This window comes from Micromonospora sp. NPDC007230, assembly GCF_042869115.1.
Classification (GTDB): Bacteria; Actinomycetota; Actinomycetes; order Mycobacteriales; family Micromonosporaceae; genus Micromonospora.
This window is the reverse complement of the sequence record NZ_JBIAFE010000016.1, coordinates 84,808-104,458: the sequence shown is the minus strand read 5'-3', so window position 1 is coordinate 104,458 and position 19,651 is coordinate 84,808. Positions and strand designations below refer to the sequence as shown.

Here is a 19,651-nt window from a genome sequence, read left to right as displayed (position 1 = left end):
GCGGTCAACCCGTCAGTCGGTAGAGCCGGTGGAAGCGGTCGTTGACGGCGAGGACTGTCATTCCCGAGAAGCCGGCCTTGACCGCCAGCTCGCGCACCATCCCCGGGCGCAACACCGTGCCAGTGCCCGTCGAATCTTCCCCGGTACGGCTCGCGGGCAGGCAGTGCAGCACGCTCGTGCCGTACTGGAACCGCTCCACGTCGTCGCCGGGGGCCGTGAAGGCCGGCGCGACCTTGGCGTCCATCACGAGCACGGCGCCGTCGGCGGCGCGCAACTGCCGGCACGCCTCGAGCACGGCGACGGGTTGGGACACCTCGTGCAGCGCGTCGAAGAGGCACACCAGGTGATACTCGCCCGCCAGCTGGGGGTCGGCGGCGTCACGATGGGCGAAGCGGACCCGGTCGGCGACGCCCGCCTCGGCGGCGTGCCGCTCGGCCTGCCGCAGGGCCGCGCCGTCGAGGTCCAGGCCGGTCACCTCGGCACGCGGGTACGCCCGGGCCAGCGCGATGCTCGACCAGCCGGTCCCGCAGGCGACGTCGGCGATGCGCTGCCCGGGCCCGTCGAGCCGGGCGTGCACGTCGGGCAGTTGCTCGGCGATCCAGCCGGCGAGCTGATGGGCGAACAGGGCCCGGTTGGCGCCGGAGTGGCCCTCGCGCCAGTCCACGCCGAACACGTCGTCGGGCACGCCCGCGCCGCTGCGGTAGGCCGCCAGAAGGTCCGGCAGGGCGGCGGCGACGCCACCGAGGGGCAGCACGGCGAGGGAGGCCAGGGACATCGGGTCGTCCGAGACCGTCAGGACGGCGGCGTGCCCGGCGGGCAGCCGGTACGCTCGCCGCTCGGCCGGCAGCCGGGCGTCGTCGGTCTCCACGATGCCGCAGACGGCCTGCTGTTCCAGCCACTCCCTGGCGTACCGGGGGGCGACGCCGGCGGCACGGGCCAGCTCGTCCGGGCGCAGCGGTCCCGGCGCGGCGGCCAGCGCCTCGTACAGGCCGAGCTTGACCCCCAGGTACGCCGACAGCAGCTCCTGGGTGGCGAGAAGAGACTTCCACATCCTCATCGCGAACACGTGTGTCTGCGCGTCAGACGCCGTCATGAGGTACCTCCCCAGCCAGTCCGGCTGTGCTTTTCAGAGTGTCTACACACAACAGTCTCGTGTCTGTTGCGACGATACAGGCAGACAGTACGATGGTCATCGGTCGTTCCGGGACGCTTGGGTGGATCGAGCGAGCGCGGCCCGGTATTCGGACCGGCACGCCAGACCGGAGGGCGAGGATCGGCATGACGACTCTGCAACTGGTCCGTGATCTCCTTCCGGAGGTCGTCAAGCACGCCGACGAGGTCGAGCGGGTGCGGGGGCTTCCGGAGCAGCTGCTCGACGGGCTGCGTGCGGCGGGTTGTCTGCGCATGCTCGCGCCCGTGGAGCACGGCGGCACCGGCCTGAGCGTGCCGGACACGCTGCGGGTCGTCGAGACGCTGGGCACGGCGGACGGGTCGGTGGCCTGGATGGTCGGCCAGGTCGCCCTGTCCCAGCTCATCATCGGGTGCGCGCCGGCGGCGACCGTCGCGGCGATCTTCGCCGACGGCCCGGACGTCTACGCCGCCGGCGCGGTGGCCCCGAAGGGCCGAGCCACCGAGGTCGACGGCGGGTGGCGGATCTCCGGTCAGTGGCCGTTCGTCACCGGCTGCGAGCGCGCCGCCTGGGTGTACCTCAACTGCGTCCTGCTGCGCGGGCGCGCGGTGGCGTTGGACGGGGACCGGCCCGCCACCCGGATCATGCTGCTGCCCGCCGCCGACGTCACGGTGGTCGACACCTGGCACACCCTCGGCCTACGCGGCACGGGTAGCCACGACCTCGCCGTCTCCGGCGGCTTCTGCCCGGCGGAGCGGGCCGTGGAGCTGGTGCCCGGGTCGGCGACAGCGGCGCGGGCGGCGATGAGCATCGCGCAGTCCAGCCTCATCATCGCGGCGGCGGCGTTGGGCGTCGCCGAGGCGGCCCTGCGGGACGTCGTCGAGCTGGCGGCGGGCGGCAAGCGGCCGGCGCTGAGCGCGAAGCGGCTGGCGGCCTCAGCCGCCTTCCAGGAGCGGCTGGGCGAGGCGCGGATGGTGGTGCAGGCGGGTCGGGCGCTGCTCTACGACCAGGCCCGCGATGAGTGGGGTGGGTACGCGGGCCCGGATGCGGCGCTGCGGCGAGCACAGGTGCGGGCAGCTGCCGCGCAGGCGACCGCGCTGGCGGTCAGGGCGACCGACGCGGCCTTCGAGTTGGCCGGCGGGACAGCGGTGTACGACTCTTCTCCCCTGTCCCGGCGGTTGCGGGATGTCAACACTGCCCGCCAGCACTTCGTGGCCAGCCGCAACTCGTATGCCGCCTTCGGCGCCCACCTGGTGGGTGAGGGGGGCGACGGCGGCCCGCTGTGACTCGCGGGCCGCGACGTCACTTGACGCTGGGGATGACACCCTTGCGTCGCAGCCGGGTGATCCACCCCTGTGCGGTGTGGGTGGGCACGTCGTAGTGTTTGGCTACCCCGGTGACAGTGCGGTTCTTGAGGTAGATGTCCTTGAGTTCGCTCGGGTCCGGCATACGACGGTAGGCGCGGTCTGGCTTGGTGGCCCGGCTCGGCGCGGCGATACGGTAGGGCCTGGCCGTGTCCAGGCCCTCGGCCGGCGCGGCGGCGGCCGAGGGACGCTTGGCGGCGAACGCCTGCATCAGCAGGTCGAGGTCGACCTGGAGCAGGTCGGCGGCAGCGAGCTTGACGTCCTCGGCGACGCGAACGGTCAGCTCCTTGATGTAGACCTGGCCGTCCTCGGCGAATACGCGCATGGTGGTGCGGGAGGACTCCTCTCCCGCGCCTTCCTCACCAAGCACCGGTGTGATCGTGACGATGTACTGAGCCATGTTTCCGCCCCTCTCCCTACTCAGCATCCGGCGCCCGCAAGACACTAAGACACTGTCATACGTTTCCGCACGTTCACTTAGTCGTTCCGGACGTGAACAGAAGGTCACCCGTCAGGTCAGGGTGAGGTCATCATAACGGCTGGTGACGCCACACACGCCCATCAACGCTGATGGTTATCGAAAGACCACGTTGTGTGTCACCACCACGCAGACCATGCCCCGAAAGACACTTCTCGTGTTACCAAGATCACCCTACCGGTGGCTGCGTTCAGACAGGTATCCACACGTTCTTCGGCCGGAGGAACTCGCGCAGACCCGCGAGGCCACCGATACGCGCGGAACCGCTCTGTTTCACCCCGCCGAACGGGGCCGACGGCATGAGGCCCGGCGCCCCGTTCACCCATACGCTGCCGGCCGCGACGGCCCGGCTGACCCGGTGGGCGCGGCGCAGGTCGTTGGTGTGCAGATAGGCGCCCAGGCCGTATCGGGTGGCGTTGGCCAGCCGCACCGCCTCCTCCTCGGTGTCGAAGCTCGACACCGCCAGCACCGGCCCGAAGACCTCCTCCTGGGCGAGCTCGGCGTCGCAGTCGACGTCGGCGAAGACGGTGGGCTCCACGAAGAAGCCGTCAGCGAGGTCCCCACCGCAGCGCCCACCGCCCGCCAGCAGCCGCGCGCCGGCCTCCCGGGCCCGGTCGACCACGCCGAGGATGCGGTCGCACGCCTGCCGGGACACCACGGGACCCATCACGGTCGTCTCGTCGGCCGGGTCGCCCACCCGGACCCGACGCAACCGCGAGGTCAGCGTCTGGAGCACCTGCTCGCGGACGGCGGAATGCACCAACAGCCGGGTGCCGTTGGCGCAGCCCTGCCCCGACAAGGCCACCACGCCGCTCATCGCGTACCGCGCCGCCGACCGGACGTCGGCGTCGTCGAAGATGACGTGCGGGGACTTGCCGCCCAGCTCCAACGCCACCGGCGTCAGGTTCCGAGCCGCCTCGGCGAGCACCTGCCGGCCGGTCGCCGCACTGCCGGTGAAATGCACCTTGTCGACGCCAGGGTGTCCCGCCAGGGCCGCCCCGGCCGGCGGCCCGCCGGGCACGACCACCACCACACCCTGCGGCACACCCGCCTCCACCGCGATCTCGGCGAACCGCACGCCGACGAAGGGCGCCAGCTCCGACGGCTTGACCACGACGGCGTTGCCGGCCGCCAGCGCCGGGCCGAGCAGTTGCGCCATCGACATCAGCGCACCGTTCCACGGGATGATGCCGGCCACCACGCCGTACGGCTCGTCGAGGGTGTAGTCGAGGCTGCGCCCGGGCCAGGTGGGCACCACCTCGCCGCCGACCTTGTCGCACCACCCGGCGTAGTACCGCAGATGGTCGGCCGCCAGCGCCGGCAACCGCCGCGCCAGTTGCGTCGGCAGGCCGATCTCCAGGCTCTGCAGCGCGGCGAGGGACTCGGCGTGGACGAGCAGCAGGTCGGCCAGCCGCAGCATCGTGTCGCGCCGGACCTCGGCCGAACTGTCCCGCCACTGCGGCAGGCTCTCTCGGGCCAGCGCCACGGCCTGGTCGACTTCGGCCGGGCCGGCGAGCACCACCTCCGTCGTCGGCCGCCCCGTTGCGGCGTAGACGTGTTCCGCCCGCCCGCCAGACGACTCCACCACCCGCTCCCCGCCGATCCACAGCGCCGGCTCGGGCAAGAGATGGGTGGGCGGTTGAGTCATTCCCATCGCGCGCTCCTCACGTCGAGGCTTCCCACCGGTCATGCGTGTCTCTCAAGAATCCCATCGAAACCTCGTAGGACACTAGAGGCGTCTTTGATAGACACTGCTAGACACCGTAGATAGCCTGTTTCCCAGCAGCCGAGGCGGCAGAGGTGTCCGCGCTGGTCGCCCCGGCCGGTCAACGATCCGAGAAGCGATCATGGAAGGTACGGCGAATGACACGACCGAGGACGCGACCATCCCCCAGCCCTGCAGGGACCCCTGCGGAGCCACGTCCGATTGCCGGTCGAGCGCGGACCATCGCGCTCTTCGCCGTTCTGGTCGGCCTGCTGCTCGACCTGCTCGACATCGTGATCGTCAACGTAGCCCTGCCGACCATCCAGGAGGACATCGGCGCCTCCAGCGCCAACATGCAGTGGATGGTGGGCGGTTACACCCTCGCCTTCGCCACCATGCTGGTGACCGGTGGCCGTCTCGGCGACATCTACGGCCGCAAACGCATGTTCCTCATCGGCATGACCGGGTTCGCCGCCGCCTCGCTCGTCGCGGGGATCGCGGTAGCTCCCGAACAGATGATCGTGGCCCGTTTCGTGCAGGGCGGCATGGGTGCGCTCATGGTCCCACAGGTGCTGTCGATCCTCCAGGTCATGTACCCGCCCAATGATCGGGGACGCGCGTTCTCCGCACTCAGCGTTGTCTTCGCCGTCGGCACGGTGGGCGGTCCCGTCGTGGGCGCCCTGCTCACCGCCTCCAACGTCGGTGGTCTCACCTGGCGCACGATCTTTCTGGTGAACCTCCCCATCGCCGTGGCTTGTCTGCTGATCACCGCGAAGCTGGTGCCCGAGTCCCGAGGGGAGTCCGCCCAGCGGCTGGACGTCAAGGGCGCCGTCCTGGTGGGTCTCGGCATGCTGTTGCTGGTGTTCCCGCTCATCCAGGGCCCGGAGCAGGGCTGGCCGGCGTGGACCTTCGTCAGCCTGGCCGCCTCGGTGCTGGCCTTCGCCGCGCTGGTGGCGGTGCAGCGACGTCGAACGGTGTCGCCGCTCATCCCGATGTCACTGTTCTCCCACCGCTCCTTCCGCGGCGGCCTCGCCGTCTCCCTGTTGTTCATGAGCGGCGTCATGCCGTTCTTCCTGGTCAACACCCTCTACCTGCAGTTCGGGCAGGGCTTCTCGGTGATCAAGGCTGGCCTGATCGGCGTGCTGTGGGGTTTCGCCGTCCCCCTGTTCACCGCCATCTCCGCGCGCCGCATCACCCCGAAGCTCGGACGGCTCGGCCTCCAACTCGGGCTGGTCATGCTGATCGCGGCGATGGTCATCCTGATCACCGTGGTCCACCGCTTCGACACCGCCTCCCCGTGGGCGCTGGCCCCCGGGCTCATCCTCGGCGGCGCGGGCATGGGCATGACCTTCGCCCCGCTGCTCACCTACACGCTCAACGACGTGCCGTTGGACAGCGCAGGCGCCGCCTCCGGGGTGTTCAACACCGTGCAGCAGATGGGCGCGGCCATCGGCATCGCCCTGAGCAGCATGGTCTTCTTCCTCGTCCTGGGTGCCCAGTCCCCCGCCGTTGGCGACGACCTCCGCGCCACGGTCAAGGAGGAGCTGACCGCCCGAGGTCTGCCGGTGGCGACCGTCGACGCCGCCGCCGGCAACGCCCGGGCCTGCTTCAGCGGGCGGATCGAGGTCGCCAACCCGATTGCGGATCTGGACCCGTGCCGCGCCGTGTCGGCCCAGTCCGGGGCCGCTGACCCGGGCGTCGCTGACCTGCACGACAAGCTGCAGTTCCTGGCGAACCGCACCGCCTACCAGCAGACCACCGAACGGGCGCTGCTCTTCCAGATCCTGGTGTTCACGCTGGCCATCGCCGCCAGCTTCCTGCTTCCCCGCCGCGTCCAGCAGCAGGGTTGAGTCGCCTGCCCAGTGCCCGAGTCGGGTCCGCCGCCAGCCGTGGCTGCGGACCCGACAGGCATCCGGGTACCTGGCGGAAGCTGTCGGCGAGGCGGGGCACGATCGGCTCGGCGGCCTGCCTGCCTGCCTGCCTGCCTGCCTGCCTGCCTGCCTGCCTGCCTGCCTGCCTGCCTGCCTGCCTGCCTGCCTGCCTGCCTGCCTGCCTGCCTGCTGGGGACGATAACGGTCTGCTCGTCGAGGGCGGCCAGGATCGCCGCGACCAGCGTCGTGCCCATGCGGGGGCGGGTTCTTGACCGCGATCGAGGTGAGTCTGCGCCGGCGCCGGTGTCAACCCGCTGCAGAGTGTGGGGCACGGTGCGGGCCACGTCGGCGATCACAAACGCGTCGGGCGCCGGTCTACGCGGTGCCGGGGTGCAGGTCAGCGCTCCGCCGCATGGCCACGTTACGAAGAGACCTCCCCCGAGAGGGGCGGCCGGGTCCCTATCAGCGGTCCACCGACGCCACCCGACCCGGCGACAACACCCCCCGGGTCAGGCGTACGACAGGGGCAGTCAAGTCATACCGGGCCGGGCGACAGCGGGGTGCCCGGCTGAGGACGATCGAAAAGGTAACGAGGGTGGTACTCAGGCGGTATGAGGTCGCGGTGCGGCGGGCCGATCCGGAACGCCGCGGCCAGCCGCACGACGATCTCACTCCGTGTCGACGCGGCCCGCGGCAGCCTTTTCTTCCACAGCCGTCTGTGCGGCCGCCTTCTGTTTTGCGAGCCGGGCACCGGTGGCGCGGCGCTGCACGGCGAGGTCGCCGCGGCGCTCGACCGGCACATGAGACGTGCCCATCGCCAAACCGGTGGGCGACGGCATGTAGTCGTATACAGCCTCGTACTCGCCGGACCTGACCACGAAGGTCTCGTGCCAGACTCCGACGTCGCCGTTGTTCTTCATCCGCTTGAAGTATCGTGCCCAGACCTCGGCATGCGGCTGCTGCGGGTCGTTGGCGAATCGTTCCAACTGCTCGACGCTGCGGAAGTACCCGATCAGGATCGGCCCGCGGCGAGTCCAGGCGTGGTGGGCGCACAACGCGCCGTACTCAGGGTCGCTGAAGAGCGCCATCAAGATCTTGCGCATGTCGCGGAAGTTCGGGTACCACTGATGGATCTTCCAGTATCGATTGATCCGCATGCCGGTGATGAAAACGGCGAAGTCACCTTCGATCTCCGCGGTCATCCGCGGTCGCTGCTTCGGCTCATCGCCCATACCGGATCGCTCCCCTCGCTGGGTGCCGCTGGGCGGCAGTCGTATGTAGGATTTCAGGACAGCAGTAGAGAGTCGAAAACACAAGCTTTGACTGTGGAACACGTGGAAAGCCGCGTGTTGTCGAGGGGGTTGGCCATGCTCGGGCCCGCACCGCGTTTCGCCCCGCCGAACGACCGGCTCACCTACCACCTCAGCGAGCGGTGGGTCCGCGGCAGCATCGGCGAGGTCACCGTCGTGGACAGCCGGCGACCGCTGCTGGTCTGGGAGCCCGGGCTGCCCGTGCCGTTCTACGCCTTCGCGCTGACCGATGTGACCGGTGGAACGCTGCGGCCCGCCGCGCGGCCGCCGGAGCCCGGCAGCCGGGCCGGCAGCAGCTTTTACGATCTGACCGTCGCCGGGCTGACCCTGCCCAACGCCGCGTGGACCTACCCTGGCGACATCTTTGCCGAGACAGTGTGCCTCGCCTGGCGGGAGTGGTTCGGCCAGGGCATCGAGCGGTGGTACGAGGAAGACGAACAGATCTTCGTGCACCCACGTGATCCGTTCTCTCGCGTCGACTCGCTGCCGAGCTCACGGCATGTGCTGGTCGAACACGACGGCGTCGTGCTCGCCGACACCCACCGTCCGGTGCTGCTGTTCGAAACCGGCCTGCCCACCCGCTACTACATCCCGGCCGACGACCTGGTCCGCGATCTGTTGCTACCGTCCGACCATCACACCCGCTGCCCGTACAAGGGGGTCGCCTCATACTGGTCGCTGGGCGACCTACCAGGGCGCGACGGGCGCAACATCGGGTGGTACTACCCCGACCCACTGCCCGGCGTGGCCAACATCGCCGGCCTGACCGCGTTCTACCAGGATCGGGTAACGATACTGGTGGACGGCGAGCCGGTGAGTGCGACGGTAAGCGCGCGGATACGGAACTGAACGTGATCTCCACCGGCTCCGGCGACCGGTGAGGATCGAAGCCGCGGACGACGTCGGCAACCACCTTCCCGCTAGAGCAGGGCATTCGACGGGTGGGCACCGGAGACAGCGACCAGTGGCGAAGCGACCGGCGCTGTGCGCGGACGAGTCCAGCCGATCAAGCCAGGTGCGGTTAGCAGTCGAACAGGCGGACGCCTTCGCTAATCGCCGCTATGGCAGCTCATCGCTGCGGGGCGGCCGTACCACGTCCACGTACCGTGGGTGGCTGGCCCCATAGATGGCGAAGTTGAGCTGGGCGTCGCTCAGGCTGACATCCCCGTTGGGGCCGCCGGCCACCGTGCCGGCGTCCGCATCCCGCTGTCCGTCATCGGTCCAGAAGCAGACCGGGCAGGTGGTACACCCAGTCCGGTATGCGCAGCAGGGACAGCGGCCGAGGGATTGTTGAATCACGTCGGCAAGCCTTCCATGACATTCACCAATGGGCATCCTCGGCTCGCCTGACTCGTGCCACGGAGTAGCCGGTCTTCCACACGTGACCGACGTGTTCCTGCAGCAACTGCAGCGACTGCGCGGTACCCGCCCGAAGGCCGTCAGACCTCACCGCCGAGAGGAGCGCAGCGGCGAGCAGGTATGGGCCGAGAGCGCGGTGGGGCTGGCGGCGCAGCGCCCTATGGCCTCACCCGCGCCGCCTACATCGGCACCGAAGCCGCCAGCACCCTGACCATGCACCTGAGGCATCACTCCGCTCAGGCCAGGTTGATCGTGTACTGCGCGGTGTGCACCTTCCCGTCGACCTGGAAGTCGAAGAACGCCCGATACCGGCCCATGCTCGGTGCCGTCAGCCAAACCTTGACCGCCCCGTCGACCAGTTCCTGTTCGGGGTGGACATGCACGTAGCCCAGGTCGCCCTCGCGGACCACGACCAGGTGCCCGTACGCGCCCAGGTAGCGCTGCAACTGTGCGGGCGTGCCGGTGCGGCTGACCCGGAAGAGCATCGGCGCTGCCACCCCCACTGTGGGCGTGCCGTCCATCGACACCGTGAACGGCCCGGCCATCGCCTGCGGCTGCGCCGGCGGCAACGCGGCCGGGGTGTACGCGCCCGGCACGTCGTGGTCGACGCCCAGGACCAGCGGCAACGGGCTGCCGTCGGTCCCGGTCAGGGAGAAGTCGGCGTAGACGCGGTATCCACCGGCCCGGGCCAGCTTCAACGGGACGCTCCAGGTGCCGTCGGGCGCCAAGGTGGGGTGCAGGTGCTGGTATCCGCTCAGGTCGCGACCCACCACGATCAAGTGCAACGGCTTGTCGTGTACGACCGTGAAGCGCGTCGCCGCCTGCCGGTCAGCTCCGACGATCCGGAACCGGTAGTCCACGCTCACCCCGGCCGGCTGGGACCGCCGCATCGGCTGCAGCGTGTATCCACCGGCGCTGACCGTCGTCCCGGTCGCCTGCGTCTGGCCCGCGCTGCCGTCACCCGGATGCGAGTGCGCCCCGGTACCCGGCGCATGCTGATGCCCGTCCCCCGCCACCAGTGCCCGCTGAACGGCAGGCGGCCCGCCGGCGGGGGCCGTGAGCGTCGGCGCGCCGGTGGGGGTCCGCGCGTCGCCGGTACCGATCCGCCCGATCCCGAACCCGGCCAGCAACGCCACCAGCAACCCGGCGACGAGCGATGCGAAACGCGTGTTGCTCAACCGAGGCCCGTGCGTCAGGGCTGGGTCGGCCATGTCGGAAGCCCCCACCCGGCCGGCGGTCACGGGCCGCGCCGTGGCGGCGGCGCTCGCCGATGTCGCCTCCTGTCCGGCCGCCGGCGGCGTGGTCACGGCGATGCCAACCGCCCCGTTCTTCCGCGTCGCCGGGGCGGCGGCCCGTCGTCCCTTGCCGCCGGAGCCCGACGCGGCGGCCGTGCCGTTGGCGCCGGCGCGGCCGGCCGCGCCCGGTCTGCCCCTGGAGTGGGGGCCGGCGCTCTGCCGGCGAGCGGCCGCGCCCGAGCTGCGGTCCCGGCCGGAGGTCCTGCCTACGGGAGCCGGGCGGCGGCGCCAGCTCACGATGCCGGCCACGGCCGCCGCGACTGCCACCGCCCAGCCGGTCCACGCCATCCAACCGAGGCTGCCCTCGTCATCCTGGGCCGTCGAAGGAGCGGCCACCGCGGGCGGGGACGCCGACAGCGATGGCGCGGCCGGCGGGGTCGACGGCACGGGTAGCGCGGCCGGCGCAGCCGACGAAGACCCCGAGCCGTGCCCGAACGAGGCGTGCTGCTCGGCAGCCGCCACCAGCGACGGATCCGGCTGATTGGTCGGCGGGCGCCATCCCGGCGCCGCTGCCGTCACCCGCCCCGTGTAGCGGAAGCTCATCGTGCCTCGCACCGGCTCACCGTCCGAGGCCACCGACAGGTAGCTCACCGAGTACTGCCCCACCGCCGGCAGATGCGCCAGCGTCACCACCGCCGGGAACCCCGTCGAGTACTCGCGCGGCTCAAACTTCCCCGCGACCAGGAAGTACTCCCGTACCGGCTTGTCCAGCGGCTCGGGCGACCCATGGTTCCAGCCGTTGTCGACCCGACCGCCACCCGGCGCGGTGATCGTGAGGTACGCGTTGTCGGCGACCCGCTCCGTGAAATAGAGCTTCACCGCCGCCAACGGCTCGTTCACCGTGGCACCCTCCGCCGGGGTGGACATCGCCAAGGTGCCGTGAGCTGCCGCGGGCGAGGCGAGCCCGAGGACCGCGACCGCTGAGACGAGGACAAACGCGAGCAGGCCCGAGGCCGCGCGTCCAAGAGCCGGAGGGAGACGACGCATCAGAGCATCCTCGCGACGGAGAGGCTTTAGTCAAGGCATCGACAACTTTTTATTCAAATAGCAAAAGTTCTGCCCGCTCGGGCTCAACATACGAGCAGAGTCCACGAAACTTCCTCCGCCAGGACGCCGAGCTACCCCCACTGCGGGGGCGGCAGCCCCGAAACATCCGCAGCGTGGAGGACCGGACGTGGACGACAATGCACGGACGACCCGGTTGGCCCTTGCCGCCGGCGAAGGCGACCAAGCCGCGGCGGCTGCGTTCATCCGCGCCACCCAGCAGCAGGTATGGCGGCTCATCGCCCACCTCGCCGGGCCCAACGAGGCCGACGACCTGACTCAGGAGACCTACCTGCGGGCGCTGCGCAGCCTACCGAGGTTCACCGCCGCCTCGTCCGCCCGCACCTGGCTGTTCGTGATCGCCCGGCGGGTCGTCGTCGACCACCACCGCGCCGCAGCCGCCGGACCCCAGCCGGCCCAGCTGGAAGACTCGCACACCGCCACACACTCGCGAGCCGCCCGTGGCTTCCCGGTCGAGGACAAGGTCATTCTGCGACAGCTCCTGGACCACCTCTCACCCGAGCGGCGGGAAGCATTCGTCGCCACGCAAGTGCTCGGCCTCTCGTACGCCGAAGCCGCACAGGTCTGCGACTGCCCGGTCGGCACGATCCGGTCCCGGGTCGCCCGCGCCCGCGACGACCTCATCACCGCCATGGCCGACGCCGACATCACCGACAGCCGGGAACGCCGCTCCAGCTGACCTGGCGAGGTCGTAGTTGGATGGCGCCGGGGCCGGGTCTACTGGTTGACGGGCAGGTCGACGGTTCGGGTGGCCCAGCGGGCCAGCAGGGCCGGGTCGTGGGTGATGAGCAGGACACCTGCGGCGTGCTGGCGTTGGTAGTCGGTGATGACGGCGGCGAGGTGGGCCTGGGTGGAGGCGTCGAGCATGGCGGTGGCCTCGTCGCAGATGAGGTAGGCGGGCTGGTGGACGAGGGCGCGGGCCAGGCAGGCGCGTTGCAGTTGGCCGTCGCTGACGGCGTGCGGACGCCGGGTGAGCAGGTCCGGGGTGAGGCCGACGAGGTCGGCCAGCTCCGCCGCGCGCCTGGATGCCTCGTGCTTGGGGGTGCCGGTGGCGCTCAGTGGTTCGGCGATGATGTCGGCGAGGTTGAGCCGGGGGTCGGTGGCGGCGCGGGGGCTCTGGAACAGGATCGCGACCCGGGTCCGCAGGGCGGCGGGCAGCCGGTGCCGGACACCGACGACGGGCTGACCGTCGAGGGTGACGTGCCCGGTGTCGGGGGCGTGCAGGAGGGCGAGGACCCGGGCGAGGGTGGACTTGCCGCTGCCGGACGGGCCGCGGAGGCCGACTGTCTCCCCGGGAGAGATGTGCAGGTCGACGCGGTCGAGGACGCGCTGCCGGCCGTAGCAGACGGTGACCTGGTGCGCGGCGAGGCTTGTCATGCCCGTACTCCGGTGGCCAGGGGGTGGTGGCAGGCGACGTGGCCGGTGCCGTCTCCGGTTGAACCGGGCGGATCGTGGCACACGTCGCTGGCGCGGTCGCAGCGTGGGGCGAAGGCACAGCCAGCAGGGAGGTCGGTGAGCATCGGCGGGTGGCCGGGCACGGGTCGGAAGGCCCGCTCGGGCAGGGCGTCGAGCAGCCCGGCGGTGTAGGGGTGGGCCGGTGCGGTGAACAGGGCGTCGGTTCGGCGGTGTTCGACGATGCGGCTGGCGTACATGACAGCGATGGTGTCGGCGACTCGGCGGGCGGCGGTGAGGTCGTGGGTGATGAGCACGACGGCCGCGCCGGTGTCGCAGCGGCGGCGTAACAGGTCGAGGGTGTGGTCGACCAGCGGCCGGTCCAGGCCGGTCGTGGGTTCGTCGGCCAGCAGCAGCGGCGGGTCCGGGGCGAGGGCGAGCGCGGTGGCCAGGCGTTGTGCCATTCCGCCGGACAGTTCGTGCGGATAGCGGTCGAGGTCGACCGGGTCGAGTCCGACGTCGGCGGCGAGGCGGTCGGCGGCCGGTGCGGCGTCGCGCCGGGAGTGGCCGTGGGCGCGCAGGGTTTCCTCCAGCAGCCGCCGTCCGGTGCGGACCGGAGTGAGGGCGGTGGCAGGACTCTGCGGCACCAGCCCGATCTGGCGTCCCCGCACCGCCCGGGATAGCTGCCGTTCACCGCAGCCGATCAGGTCGATCGGCTCGCCGGTGGGTGGGTGCAGGAGGGCGTGGCCGGTGACGGTGGCGTTGCCGGGAAGCAGTCCGAGCAGGGCGTGGGCGAGCACGGACTTGCCGCAGCCGGACTCGCCGACGACCGCGAGGAGTTCCCCAGGGTGCACCTGCAGGCGCAGGTCGGTGACGGCGTGGACGACGGCGTCGCGGAGCCGGAAACGGACGGTCAGCCCGTCGACCTCCAGCAGAGCCGACCGCTGGCCGGTGTCGGGGATGGCCGGGGCGCTGGTGGTCACAGGTTCAGCTCCGCTCGGACGCGGGGGTCGAGGCGGTCGCGCCATCGGCCGGTGAGGGTGGCCAGGGCGAGGGTGACGGCGACCAGGACGAGGCCGGGGACGATGCTGGCCCACCAGGCGCCGGTGAGCAGGGACCGCTGCCCGTCGTTGATCATGTTGCCGATCGACGCGAGGTGCGGGGGCAGGCCGAGGCCGAGGAAGGACAGGGCGGTCTCGTGCCAGACGGCGTGCGGCACCATCAGCGTGGTCGCCAGCGCCAGCCGGGGCAGGACGTGTGGCAGTAGGTGCCGGGTGAGTACCCGGACGCGGCTGGCCCCGCCGGAGACGGCGGCGTCGATGAACGGGCGGGTGCGCAGGCTGAGCAGCTCGGATCGGACGATGCGGGCGGTGGACAGCCAGTGGGTCAGCCCGATGGACAGGATCACCGCGCCGAGGCTGGGGCGCAGCATCGCCACGATGAAGATGCCCAGCAGCAGGTGCGGCAACGCGGCGATGGTGTCGACCACCCGCATCAGCACCCGGTCGACCAGCCCGCCGACGGTGCCGGCGACGGCGCCGACGAGGCCGCCGATGACGGTGGCCACGAGCGCGGCGACCGCGCCGACGAGCAGGGAGACGCGCAGCCCGTAGAGGCTGCGCAGCGCCACGTCGCGGCCCAGGTCGTCGGTGCCGGCCAGGTGCTGCCAGGAGGGCGCGAGCCGGGTACGGGCCAGGTCCACGGCGCTCTCGTCGAGCGGCCACAGGATCGGGGCGAGCAGGCAGGCGGCGACCGCGCCGACGAGCAGAGCCGTGGCGACGGTGACGCCGGCACGTCCGGCACGCGGTTTCAGCCCCCGAAGGCGGGCGGGCAGGGCAAGATCAGTCATCGAGGCGTACCCGTGGGTCGGCTGCGGTGTAGGCGAGGTCGGTGGCGAGGTTCGCGGCCAGCACCACGACGGTGGTGGCCAGCGTGGTCGCGGCGAGCAGCGGGAAGTCGGCGCCCAGCGCGGCCTGCACGGTGACCGCGCCGAGGCCGGGCAGCGAGAACACGGTCTCCACCAGCACCGCGCCGCCGACGAGTTCGGGCACGTGGGTGCCGACCAGGGTGAGGAACGGAAGCAGCGCGGTGCGCAGCGCGTGCCCGAACAGGACGGTACGGCCGGGCAGGCCCCGGGCGCGGGCGGCGAGGACGTGGTCGTCGCGGAGGCTGTCGGCCACCGCGTCGCGGATGAACAACACGAACCATGGCGCCTGGGAGATCGCCAGGACGGCCACCGGCAGGATCAGGTGCCGCGCCACGTCGGCGGGGTCCGTGCCGGTGGCGGTGACATCGGTGAGTCCACCGGCGGGCAGCCAGCCCAGGCTGAGGGCGAACACGGCGATCGCAGCCAGACCGATCCAGAACACCGGCATCGACTGCACCGCGTACACGGTGGCGCGCAGACCCCGGTCGAACCAGCCGCCCCTCCGGTAGGCGGCGAGGGTGCCCAACAGCAGGCTCGTCACCAGCACCAACGCGAGGGCGGCGCCGACGAGCAGCAGCGTCCAGCCGGCACGGGCGGCCAGCACCGAGGTGACCGGCTCATGCCGGCTGGTCGACCAGCCCAGGTCACCGCGGAGCAGGTTGCCGACCCACCGCGCGTACTGCACCGGCAGCGGGTCGTCGACTCCCCAGTTCGCGCGGATCTGCGCCAGGTTCTCCTCGCTGGTCGTGAACGCCGCCGCGCCCGCGTACTGCTGGGCGGGGTCGATCGGGGAGGCCGCGCCGAGGGCGAACATCCCCACGCTGGTGGCCGCGAGCACGGGTACGGCGACCAGCAGCCGGCGGCCGACAACCGCGCCGGCACCCGCCAGCCTCCGCTGGCGGGCCGGTGCTTTCGACTGGACCACCGGCCCGCCGGCCCGGGTAGCCGCGGTCACGGCTTCTTCGTCCACGTGTGGACGTTCCACCAGAGGCTGTTGGCGACGTCGTGCTCGTGCGGTTCGACGCGTGGTGTCACCCCGGCCACGGTGTCCTTCACGACGTAGGTGTGCTGCAGATAGGTGAGGAACACCCACGGCACGTCGGCGGCGAGCTGCTTCTGGAACGTGGCGTAGGCGGCCTTGCGGGCGGCGAGGTCGGCGTCGTCACGGCCGGCCTGCAGCGCCGCGTCCGTGATGGGGGACTTGTAGGAGCCGGGGTTGAAGAAGCCCTGGCCGGCGAACTCGGACCGGAACAGCTTGTAGGAGACGAAGTCCGGGTCGTACGGAGTGCCGTATCCCATGACCAGGGCATCGGTCTTCATCCGCGGGGTCATCGCGTCCCAGGTCAGCCCTTCGGGCGTCACCTTGATGCCGACCTTCTTCGCGTCGGCGGTGACCGCGAGCGCCAACTCCTTGCGCAGGCTGTCGGTGGCGGGATACATGAGCGTGAACGCGGCCTGCCGGCTGCCCTTGACCCGGACGCCGTCCGGGCCTGGCTTCCACCCAGCGGCATCGAGGGCGGCGGTCGCGGCGGCCAGGTCGGCGACTGCATTGCCGGCAATGGACGGTTCGGCGAACTCCGACGACGGCGGCACCGGCCCGAACGCCGGCTCCCCCGCCCCGCCGAGCACACCGGTCACCATCGCCTGGCGATCCACCGCCGCGTTGAGCGCCCGCCGCACCGCCACGTCGCCGGTGACCGGGTTCCCCATCGGCAGCATCACGCCCCGGTAGTCGGCAGTGGGCACCCGCTGCACCCGGTACCCGCCCTGCTTGTCGAACCCGGCGGCCAGTTTCGGCGCCAGCTCCGCCGCGTCGAACTCCCCCGCCCGCATCCGCTGCGCACGCACGTTGTCGTCGGCGACGAACGCCACCACGACACCGGAGTTGGCCGGCTTGCCGCCCCAGTACTTCTCGTTGGCCGCGAGCACGAGCCGCTCTCCCGGCGTCCACGACGTCACCCGGTACGGTCCGGTCCCGACCGGCTTGCGGTTGAACTCGGCGGTGTTGACGTCCTTACCGGCGAAGGCCTTTGCTGGCACGATGCCCAGCGCCAACCGCTGCAGGAACGGCGCGTAGGCGTACTTGAGGGTGAACACCACGGTCGACGGGTCCGGCGCGGCGACCGAGGCGAGCATGTCCAGGTCCGAGCGCAGCGTGGAGTCGACCTTCGGGTCCAGCACCGCCCGGTAGGTGAAGACGACGTCCTGCGCGGTCAGCGGGCTGCCGTCATGAAACAGCACCCCATCCCGCAGCTTCGCCGTGACCGTCTTCCCGTCTGCGGACACGGTGGGCACCTCCCGGGCCAGCGCCGGCACCAGTTGGTTGCGGGCGTCGCGGGCCACCAGACCGTCGAAGATCAACGAGCCGCCGTCGACGCCGTAGTTCAGCACGGGGTTCAGGGTGTCCGGCTCACCCGAGGTCGCCACGACCAGCGTTCCGGCACCGCGCGCGGCGTCCGTCGGCGTCGCCGACGACGAGCAGCCGGCTGCGACCAGGACGGCGGCGGCCAGCGCCGTCACTCGGGTGGACAGAGGCTTACCCATGATTGCTCCTGTGGTTGCGGAGGCCACGGCCGCTCGTGCCGAGCCGATGGAACAGAGTGACCGGGACAGGCCCGGCACGCCGGTCACGGCGTCGGCGAAGCCGCGCGGGCAGCGTCGAAGCGGGCGGTGACGTCAGCCCAGTTCACCAGGTCCCACAGCCGGTCCACGTAGTCCGGTCGCACGTTGCGGTACTGCAGGTAGTAGGCGTGCTCCCAGGCGTCGAAGACCAGCAGTGGGGTGGCGGCCTGTCCGACGTTGCCGTGGTGGTCGTACACCTGCTCCACGATCAGCCGCCGGCCGAGCGGCTCCCAGGCCAGCACGCCCCAGCCGGAGCCCTGCACGCCCTTCGTCGCGGCGGACAGGTGCCCGGCGAAGCCCTCGAACGAGCCGAAGTGCTCGTCGATCGCGGCGGCCAGTTCCCCGTCCGGGCGGTCGCCGCCGTCCGGGGACAGGTTGTTCCAGAAGATCGAGTGCAGCACGTGCCCGGACAGGTTGAACGCGAAGGTCTTCTCCAACCCGACCAGCGCCGCGAAGTCACCCTTCTCCCTGGCCTCGGCCAGCCGGTCGAGGGCGTCGTTGCTGCCCTTCACGTACGCGGCGTGGTGCTTGCTGTGGTGCAGCTCCAGGATCTCGCCGGACATCGCCGGCTCCAGCGCACCGTAGTCGTACGACATGTCGGGCAGCGTGTAGACGCCCACCAGCAGGCTCCTTCCTATCGGGCGACAGCGCAGCAGGCGGGTACCCCGGCGAGGTGCGGATCATCGCGAGCCGGGACACCCGCCCACTGCTGCAAGCATTACGTAGTTGCCAAGCTTTGGCAATAATGACCCAAGGCTGAAGGGCCCTGCCTGACCCAGGCAGAGCTCGCAGGGAAGATCCGGCGACGTCGGCGCTCGCCGGCCGGGCACCGGGCCGGGCCCCGAAGCCGGGCTCGACCAACGCGGTCAGTGCCAGGGTTGTCGTCATCCGACGGCCACACCCCTCGCTCCGATGGCGGCCGCCACCGGTCCGCCCGGCACGGTGCATGTCCAACACGCAAACCGGCGGTGCCGAGACCGGTTGTCCGGGAACCGGACCGCGTGCTGGCTCGACTACCCGTGGACGGCCATCTAGGGAGGAGCCGAGGTCATGAGTGTGGATGGTGGACGACGCGCGATCCTGCGAGCAGCCGTTGCTGGCGGAGTAGGCACGGGGCTGGCCGCGACAGGCCTGGCTGCGCCGGCCGGTGCAGCGCCCGGCGGAGCCACGGCGGGCGGCCGCGGACCGCGCATCGCGATCCTGCTCTACGACGGCTTTACGGCGCTGGACGCCGTCGGCCCGTACGAGGTGTTGTGCCGGGTACCGGAGGCATCGGTGGTGACGGTGGCGAAACGAGTCGGTCCGGTGCGTACGGACACCGGCGTGCTGGGGCTGGTCGCCGACCGGGCGTTGCACCAGGTGCGACACGCGGATGTGCTGCTGGTGCCCGGCGCGGGCAACCGGGGTGTCATCGCGGCGATGCAGGACGCCGAGACGGTGGACTGGGTGCGGCGCCTGCACGAGCGCACGACCTGGACGACATCGGTGTGCACGGGTGCGTTGATCCTGGGCGCGGCCGGCTTGTTACAGGGGGTGCCGGCAACGACGTACTGGGCATCACGCTCCTACATGGAGTCCACCTTCGGTGCGATCTACACGCCCGGCCGGTTCGTGGAGTCCGGAAAAATCATCACCGCGGCCGGGGTGTCCGCAGGCATCGACATGGCCCTGCACCTGGCGGCGAAGCTGGCCAGCGACCGAGTCGCGCAGGCGTTGCAACTCGGGGTGGAGTACGACCCCGCCCCGCCGTTCGACACCGGCAGCCCGGAGAAGGCCGGGCCGCAGTTGCAGCAGTTGGCGCTTGAGCTGCTGGAGGCCGCAGCCCGATAGCTTCCGCGACATTGAGCCGTCAGGCAGGGCCCTTCCGCCACCTCGAACGGCCATCCAGCCGGCGTTTTGGGTCTGCGGTGCCTCCTCGTGACTACCACCGTGAGTTTCCGCGCAGCTGGGCGGGCTGCGGGCAGCTGCGGCATCGGAGCCTGGTGGCGGGCGAGGAAGCGGGGCGGGGATGACCGTGCCGATGAACTTGTCGTCGAGGCGTCGGCGGGGCGGTTGCGGGGCGGCGGTCATGGTGACCGCCGAGGCCGTTCGCGCGGCCTCAGCGCATGTTGCCGAGAGCGCTGATCTTCGGGTA

Annotated in this window: 17 protein-coding genes and 1 pseudogene; 5 read left to right on the top strand and 13 right to left on the bottom strand. The window is 71.2% G+C overall.

Translation table 11 applies throughout. The annotated features are described in order from the left end of the window. Positions 1-4 precede the first annotated feature (4 nt). Entirely contained in the window at positions 5-1,093 is a 1,089-nt protein-coding gene (locus ACFYML_RS22545; RefSeq protein ID WP_387422524.1) for a class I SAM-dependent methyltransferase, read from the bottom strand. A gap of 185 nt (positions 1,094-1,278) precedes the next feature. On the opposite strand from ACFYML_RS22545, the gene ACFYML_RS22540 reads away from it, so the two are divergent. Continuing rightward, the gene (locus tag ACFYML_RS22540) at positions 1,279-2,415 is read left to right on the top strand and encodes an acyl-CoA dehydrogenase family protein (protein WP_387422523.1); all 1,137 of its coding nucleotides are present in this window, start codon (positions 1,279-1,281) and stop codon (positions 2,413-2,415) included. A gap of 16 nt (positions 2,416-2,431) precedes the next feature. On the opposite strand, the gene ACFYML_RS22535 is transcribed toward ACFYML_RS22540, so the two are convergent. Further along, on the bottom strand, positions 2,432-2,893 hold the full coding sequence (locus ACFYML_RS22535; protein WP_387422522.1) for a hypothetical protein: 462 nt from the start codon (positions 2,891-2,893) through the stop codon (positions 2,432-2,434). Between the two features lie 268 nt (positions 2,894-3,161). Further along, on the bottom strand, positions 3,162-4,625 hold the full coding sequence (locus tag ACFYML_RS22530) for an aldehyde dehydrogenase family protein (RefSeq protein ID WP_387422521.1): 1,464 nt from the start codon (positions 4,623-4,625) through the stop codon (positions 3,162-3,164). A gap of 209 nt (positions 4,626-4,834) precedes the next feature. Between ACFYML_RS22530 and ACFYML_RS22525 the strand changes: the two genes are divergently transcribed. Beyond that, positions 4,835-6,526 (top strand): MFS transporter, encoded by a 1,692-nt coding sequence (locus ACFYML_RS22525; protein ID WP_387422520.1) that lies wholly within the window; start codon positions 4,835-4,837, stop codon positions 6,524-6,526. A 200-nt stretch (positions 6,527-6,726) separates the two neighbouring features. Here ACFYML_RS22525 and ACFYML_RS22520 read toward each other — a convergent pair. Both ACFYML_RS22520 and ACFYML_RS22515 read right to left on the bottom strand, forming a co-directional pair. Continuing rightward, a pseudogene (locus ACFYML_RS22520) lies at positions 6,727-6,976 on the bottom strand (hypothetical protein); the annotation flags it as partial. Between the two features lie 239 nt (positions 6,977-7,215). Then, positions 7,216-7,749, bottom strand: a complete 534-nt coding sequence (locus ACFYML_RS22515; RefSeq protein ID WP_357441827.1) for a DUF4188 domain-containing protein — start codon at positions 7,747-7,749, stop codon at positions 7,216-7,218. 165 nt (positions 7,750-7,914) lie between these two features. On the opposite strand from ACFYML_RS22515, the gene ACFYML_RS22510 reads away from it, so the two are divergent. Then, positions 7,915-8,706: a DUF427 domain-containing protein gene (locus tag ACFYML_RS22510; protein WP_387422519.1), complete on the top strand. Its 792-nt coding sequence runs from the start codon at positions 7,915-7,917 to the stop codon at positions 8,704-8,706. A gap of 210 nt (positions 8,707-8,916) precedes the next feature. Here ACFYML_RS22510 and ACFYML_RS22505 read toward each other — a convergent pair whose 3' ends face one another. Both ACFYML_RS22505 and ACFYML_RS22500 read right to left on the bottom strand, forming a co-directional pair. Then, complete coding sequence (locus ACFYML_RS22505) at positions 8,917-9,192, bottom strand: CPCC family cysteine-rich protein (RefSeq protein ID WP_387422518.1); 276 nt, start codon at positions 9,190-9,192, stop codon at positions 8,917-8,919. A 260-nt stretch (positions 9,193-9,452) separates the two neighbouring features. Beyond that, a complete protein-coding gene (locus ACFYML_RS22500) occupies positions 9,453-11,498 on the bottom strand; it encodes a copper resistance protein CopC (protein ID WP_387422517.1) in 2,046 nt (681 codons plus the stop codon). 187 nt (positions 11,499-11,685) lie between these two features. On the opposite strand from ACFYML_RS22500, the gene ACFYML_RS22495 reads away from it, so the two are divergent. After that, positions 11,686-12,255, top strand: coding sequence for a sigma-70 family RNA polymerase sigma factor (locus tag ACFYML_RS22495; RefSeq protein ID WP_387422516.1), 570 nt, complete (start codon positions 11,686-11,688; stop codon positions 12,253-12,255). A 38-nt stretch (positions 12,256-12,293) separates the two neighbouring features. On the opposite strand, the gene ACFYML_RS22490 is transcribed toward ACFYML_RS22495, so the two are convergent. From ACFYML_RS22490 to ACFYML_RS22465, 6 genes are all read right to left on the bottom strand, one after another. Continuing rightward, complete coding sequence (locus ACFYML_RS22490; RefSeq protein WP_387422515.1) at positions 12,294-12,953, bottom strand: ABC transporter ATP-binding protein; 660 nt, start codon at positions 12,951-12,953, stop codon at positions 12,294-12,296. Continuing rightward, positions 12,950-13,951, bottom strand: a complete 1,002-nt coding sequence (locus ACFYML_RS22485; protein ID WP_387422513.1) for an ABC transporter ATP-binding protein — start codon at positions 13,949-13,951, stop codon at positions 12,950-12,952. Before ACFYML_RS22485 ends, ACFYML_RS22490 begins: the two co-directional genes overlap by 4 nt. Then, positions 13,948-14,817, bottom strand: coding sequence for an ABC transporter permease (locus ACFYML_RS22480; RefSeq protein ID WP_387422512.1), 870 nt, complete (start codon positions 14,815-14,817; stop codon positions 13,948-13,950). Before ACFYML_RS22480 ends, ACFYML_RS22485 begins: the two co-directional genes overlap by 4 nt. Further along, complete coding sequence (locus tag ACFYML_RS22475) at positions 14,810-15,865, bottom strand: ABC transporter permease (RefSeq protein WP_387422511.1); 1,056 nt, start codon at positions 15,863-15,865, stop codon at positions 14,810-14,812. The genes ACFYML_RS22480 and ACFYML_RS22475 overlap by 8 nt, the downstream gene beginning before the upstream one ends. Continuing rightward, positions 15,847-17,439, bottom strand: a complete 1,593-nt coding sequence (locus ACFYML_RS22470; RefSeq protein WP_387422510.1) for an ABC transporter substrate-binding protein — start codon at positions 17,437-17,439, stop codon at positions 15,847-15,849. The genes ACFYML_RS22475 and ACFYML_RS22470 overlap by 19 nt, the downstream gene beginning before the upstream one ends. Before the next feature lie 83 nt (positions 17,440-17,522). Continuing rightward, positions 17,523-18,137: a superoxide dismutase gene (locus ACFYML_RS22465; RefSeq protein WP_387422509.1), complete on the bottom strand. Its 615-nt coding sequence runs from the start codon at positions 18,135-18,137 to the stop codon at positions 17,523-17,525. A gap of 430 nt (positions 18,138-18,567) precedes the next feature. On the opposite strand from ACFYML_RS22465, the gene ACFYML_RS22460 reads away from it, so the two are divergent. Beyond that, positions 18,568-19,347 (top strand): DJ-1/PfpI family protein, encoded by a 780-nt coding sequence (locus tag ACFYML_RS22460; protein ID WP_387422508.1) that lies wholly within the window; start codon positions 18,568-18,570, stop codon positions 19,345-19,347. The last annotated feature ends 304 nt before the right edge of the window (positions 19,348-19,651 follow it).

Bases quoted from the DNA above. Each gene is read 5' to 3' on its own strand.
- ACFYML_RS22490 (WP_387422515.1), bottom strand. From the start codon at position 12,953: ATGACAAGCCTCGCCGCGCACCAGGTCACCGTCTGCTACGGCCGGCAG.
- ACFYML_RS22525 (WP_387422520.1), top strand. From the start codon at position 4,835: ATGACACGACCGAGGACGCGACCATCCCCCAGCCCTGCAGGGACCCCT.
- ACFYML_RS22540 (WP_387422523.1), top strand. From the start codon at position 1,279: ATGACGACTCTGCAACTGGTCCGTGATCTCCTTCCGGAGGTCGTCAAG.
- ACFYML_RS22510 (WP_387422519.1), top strand. From the start codon at position 7,915: ATGCTCGGGCCCGCACCGCGTTTCGCCCCGCCGAACGACCGGCTCACC.
- ACFYML_RS22535 (WP_387422522.1), bottom strand. From the start codon at position 2,893: ATGGCTCAGTACATCGTCACGATCACACCGGTGCTTGGTGAGGAAGGC.
- ACFYML_RS22515 (WP_357441827.1), bottom strand. From the start codon at position 7,749: ATGACCGCGGAGATCGAAGGTGACTTCGCCGTTTTCATCACCGGCATG.
- ACFYML_RS22500 (WP_387422517.1), bottom strand. From the start codon at position 11,498: ATGCGTCGTCTCCCTCCGGCTCTTGGACGCGCGGCCTCGGGCCTGCTC.
- ACFYML_RS22505 (WP_387422518.1), bottom strand. From the start codon at position 9,192: ATGCCCATTGGTGAATGTCATGGAAGGCTTGCCGACGTGATTCAACAA.
- ACFYML_RS22530 (WP_387422521.1), bottom strand. From the start codon at position 4,625: ATGGGAATGACTCAACCGCCCACCCATCTCTTGCCCGAGCCGGCGCTG.
- ACFYML_RS22460 (WP_387422508.1), top strand. From the start codon at position 18,568: ATGAGTGTGGATGGTGGACGACGCGCGATCCTGCGAGCAGCCGTTGCT.
- ACFYML_RS22545 (WP_387422524.1), bottom strand. From the start codon at position 1,093: ATGACGGCGTCTGACGCGCAGACACACGTGTTCGCGATGAGGATGTGG.
- ACFYML_RS22470 (WP_387422510.1), bottom strand. From the start codon at position 17,439: ATGGGTAAGCCTCTGTCCACCCGAGTGACGGCGCTGGCCGCCGCCGTC.
- ACFYML_RS22480 (WP_387422512.1), bottom strand. From the start codon at position 14,817: ATGACTGATCTTGCCCTGCCCGCCCGCCTTCGGGGGCTGAAACCGCGT.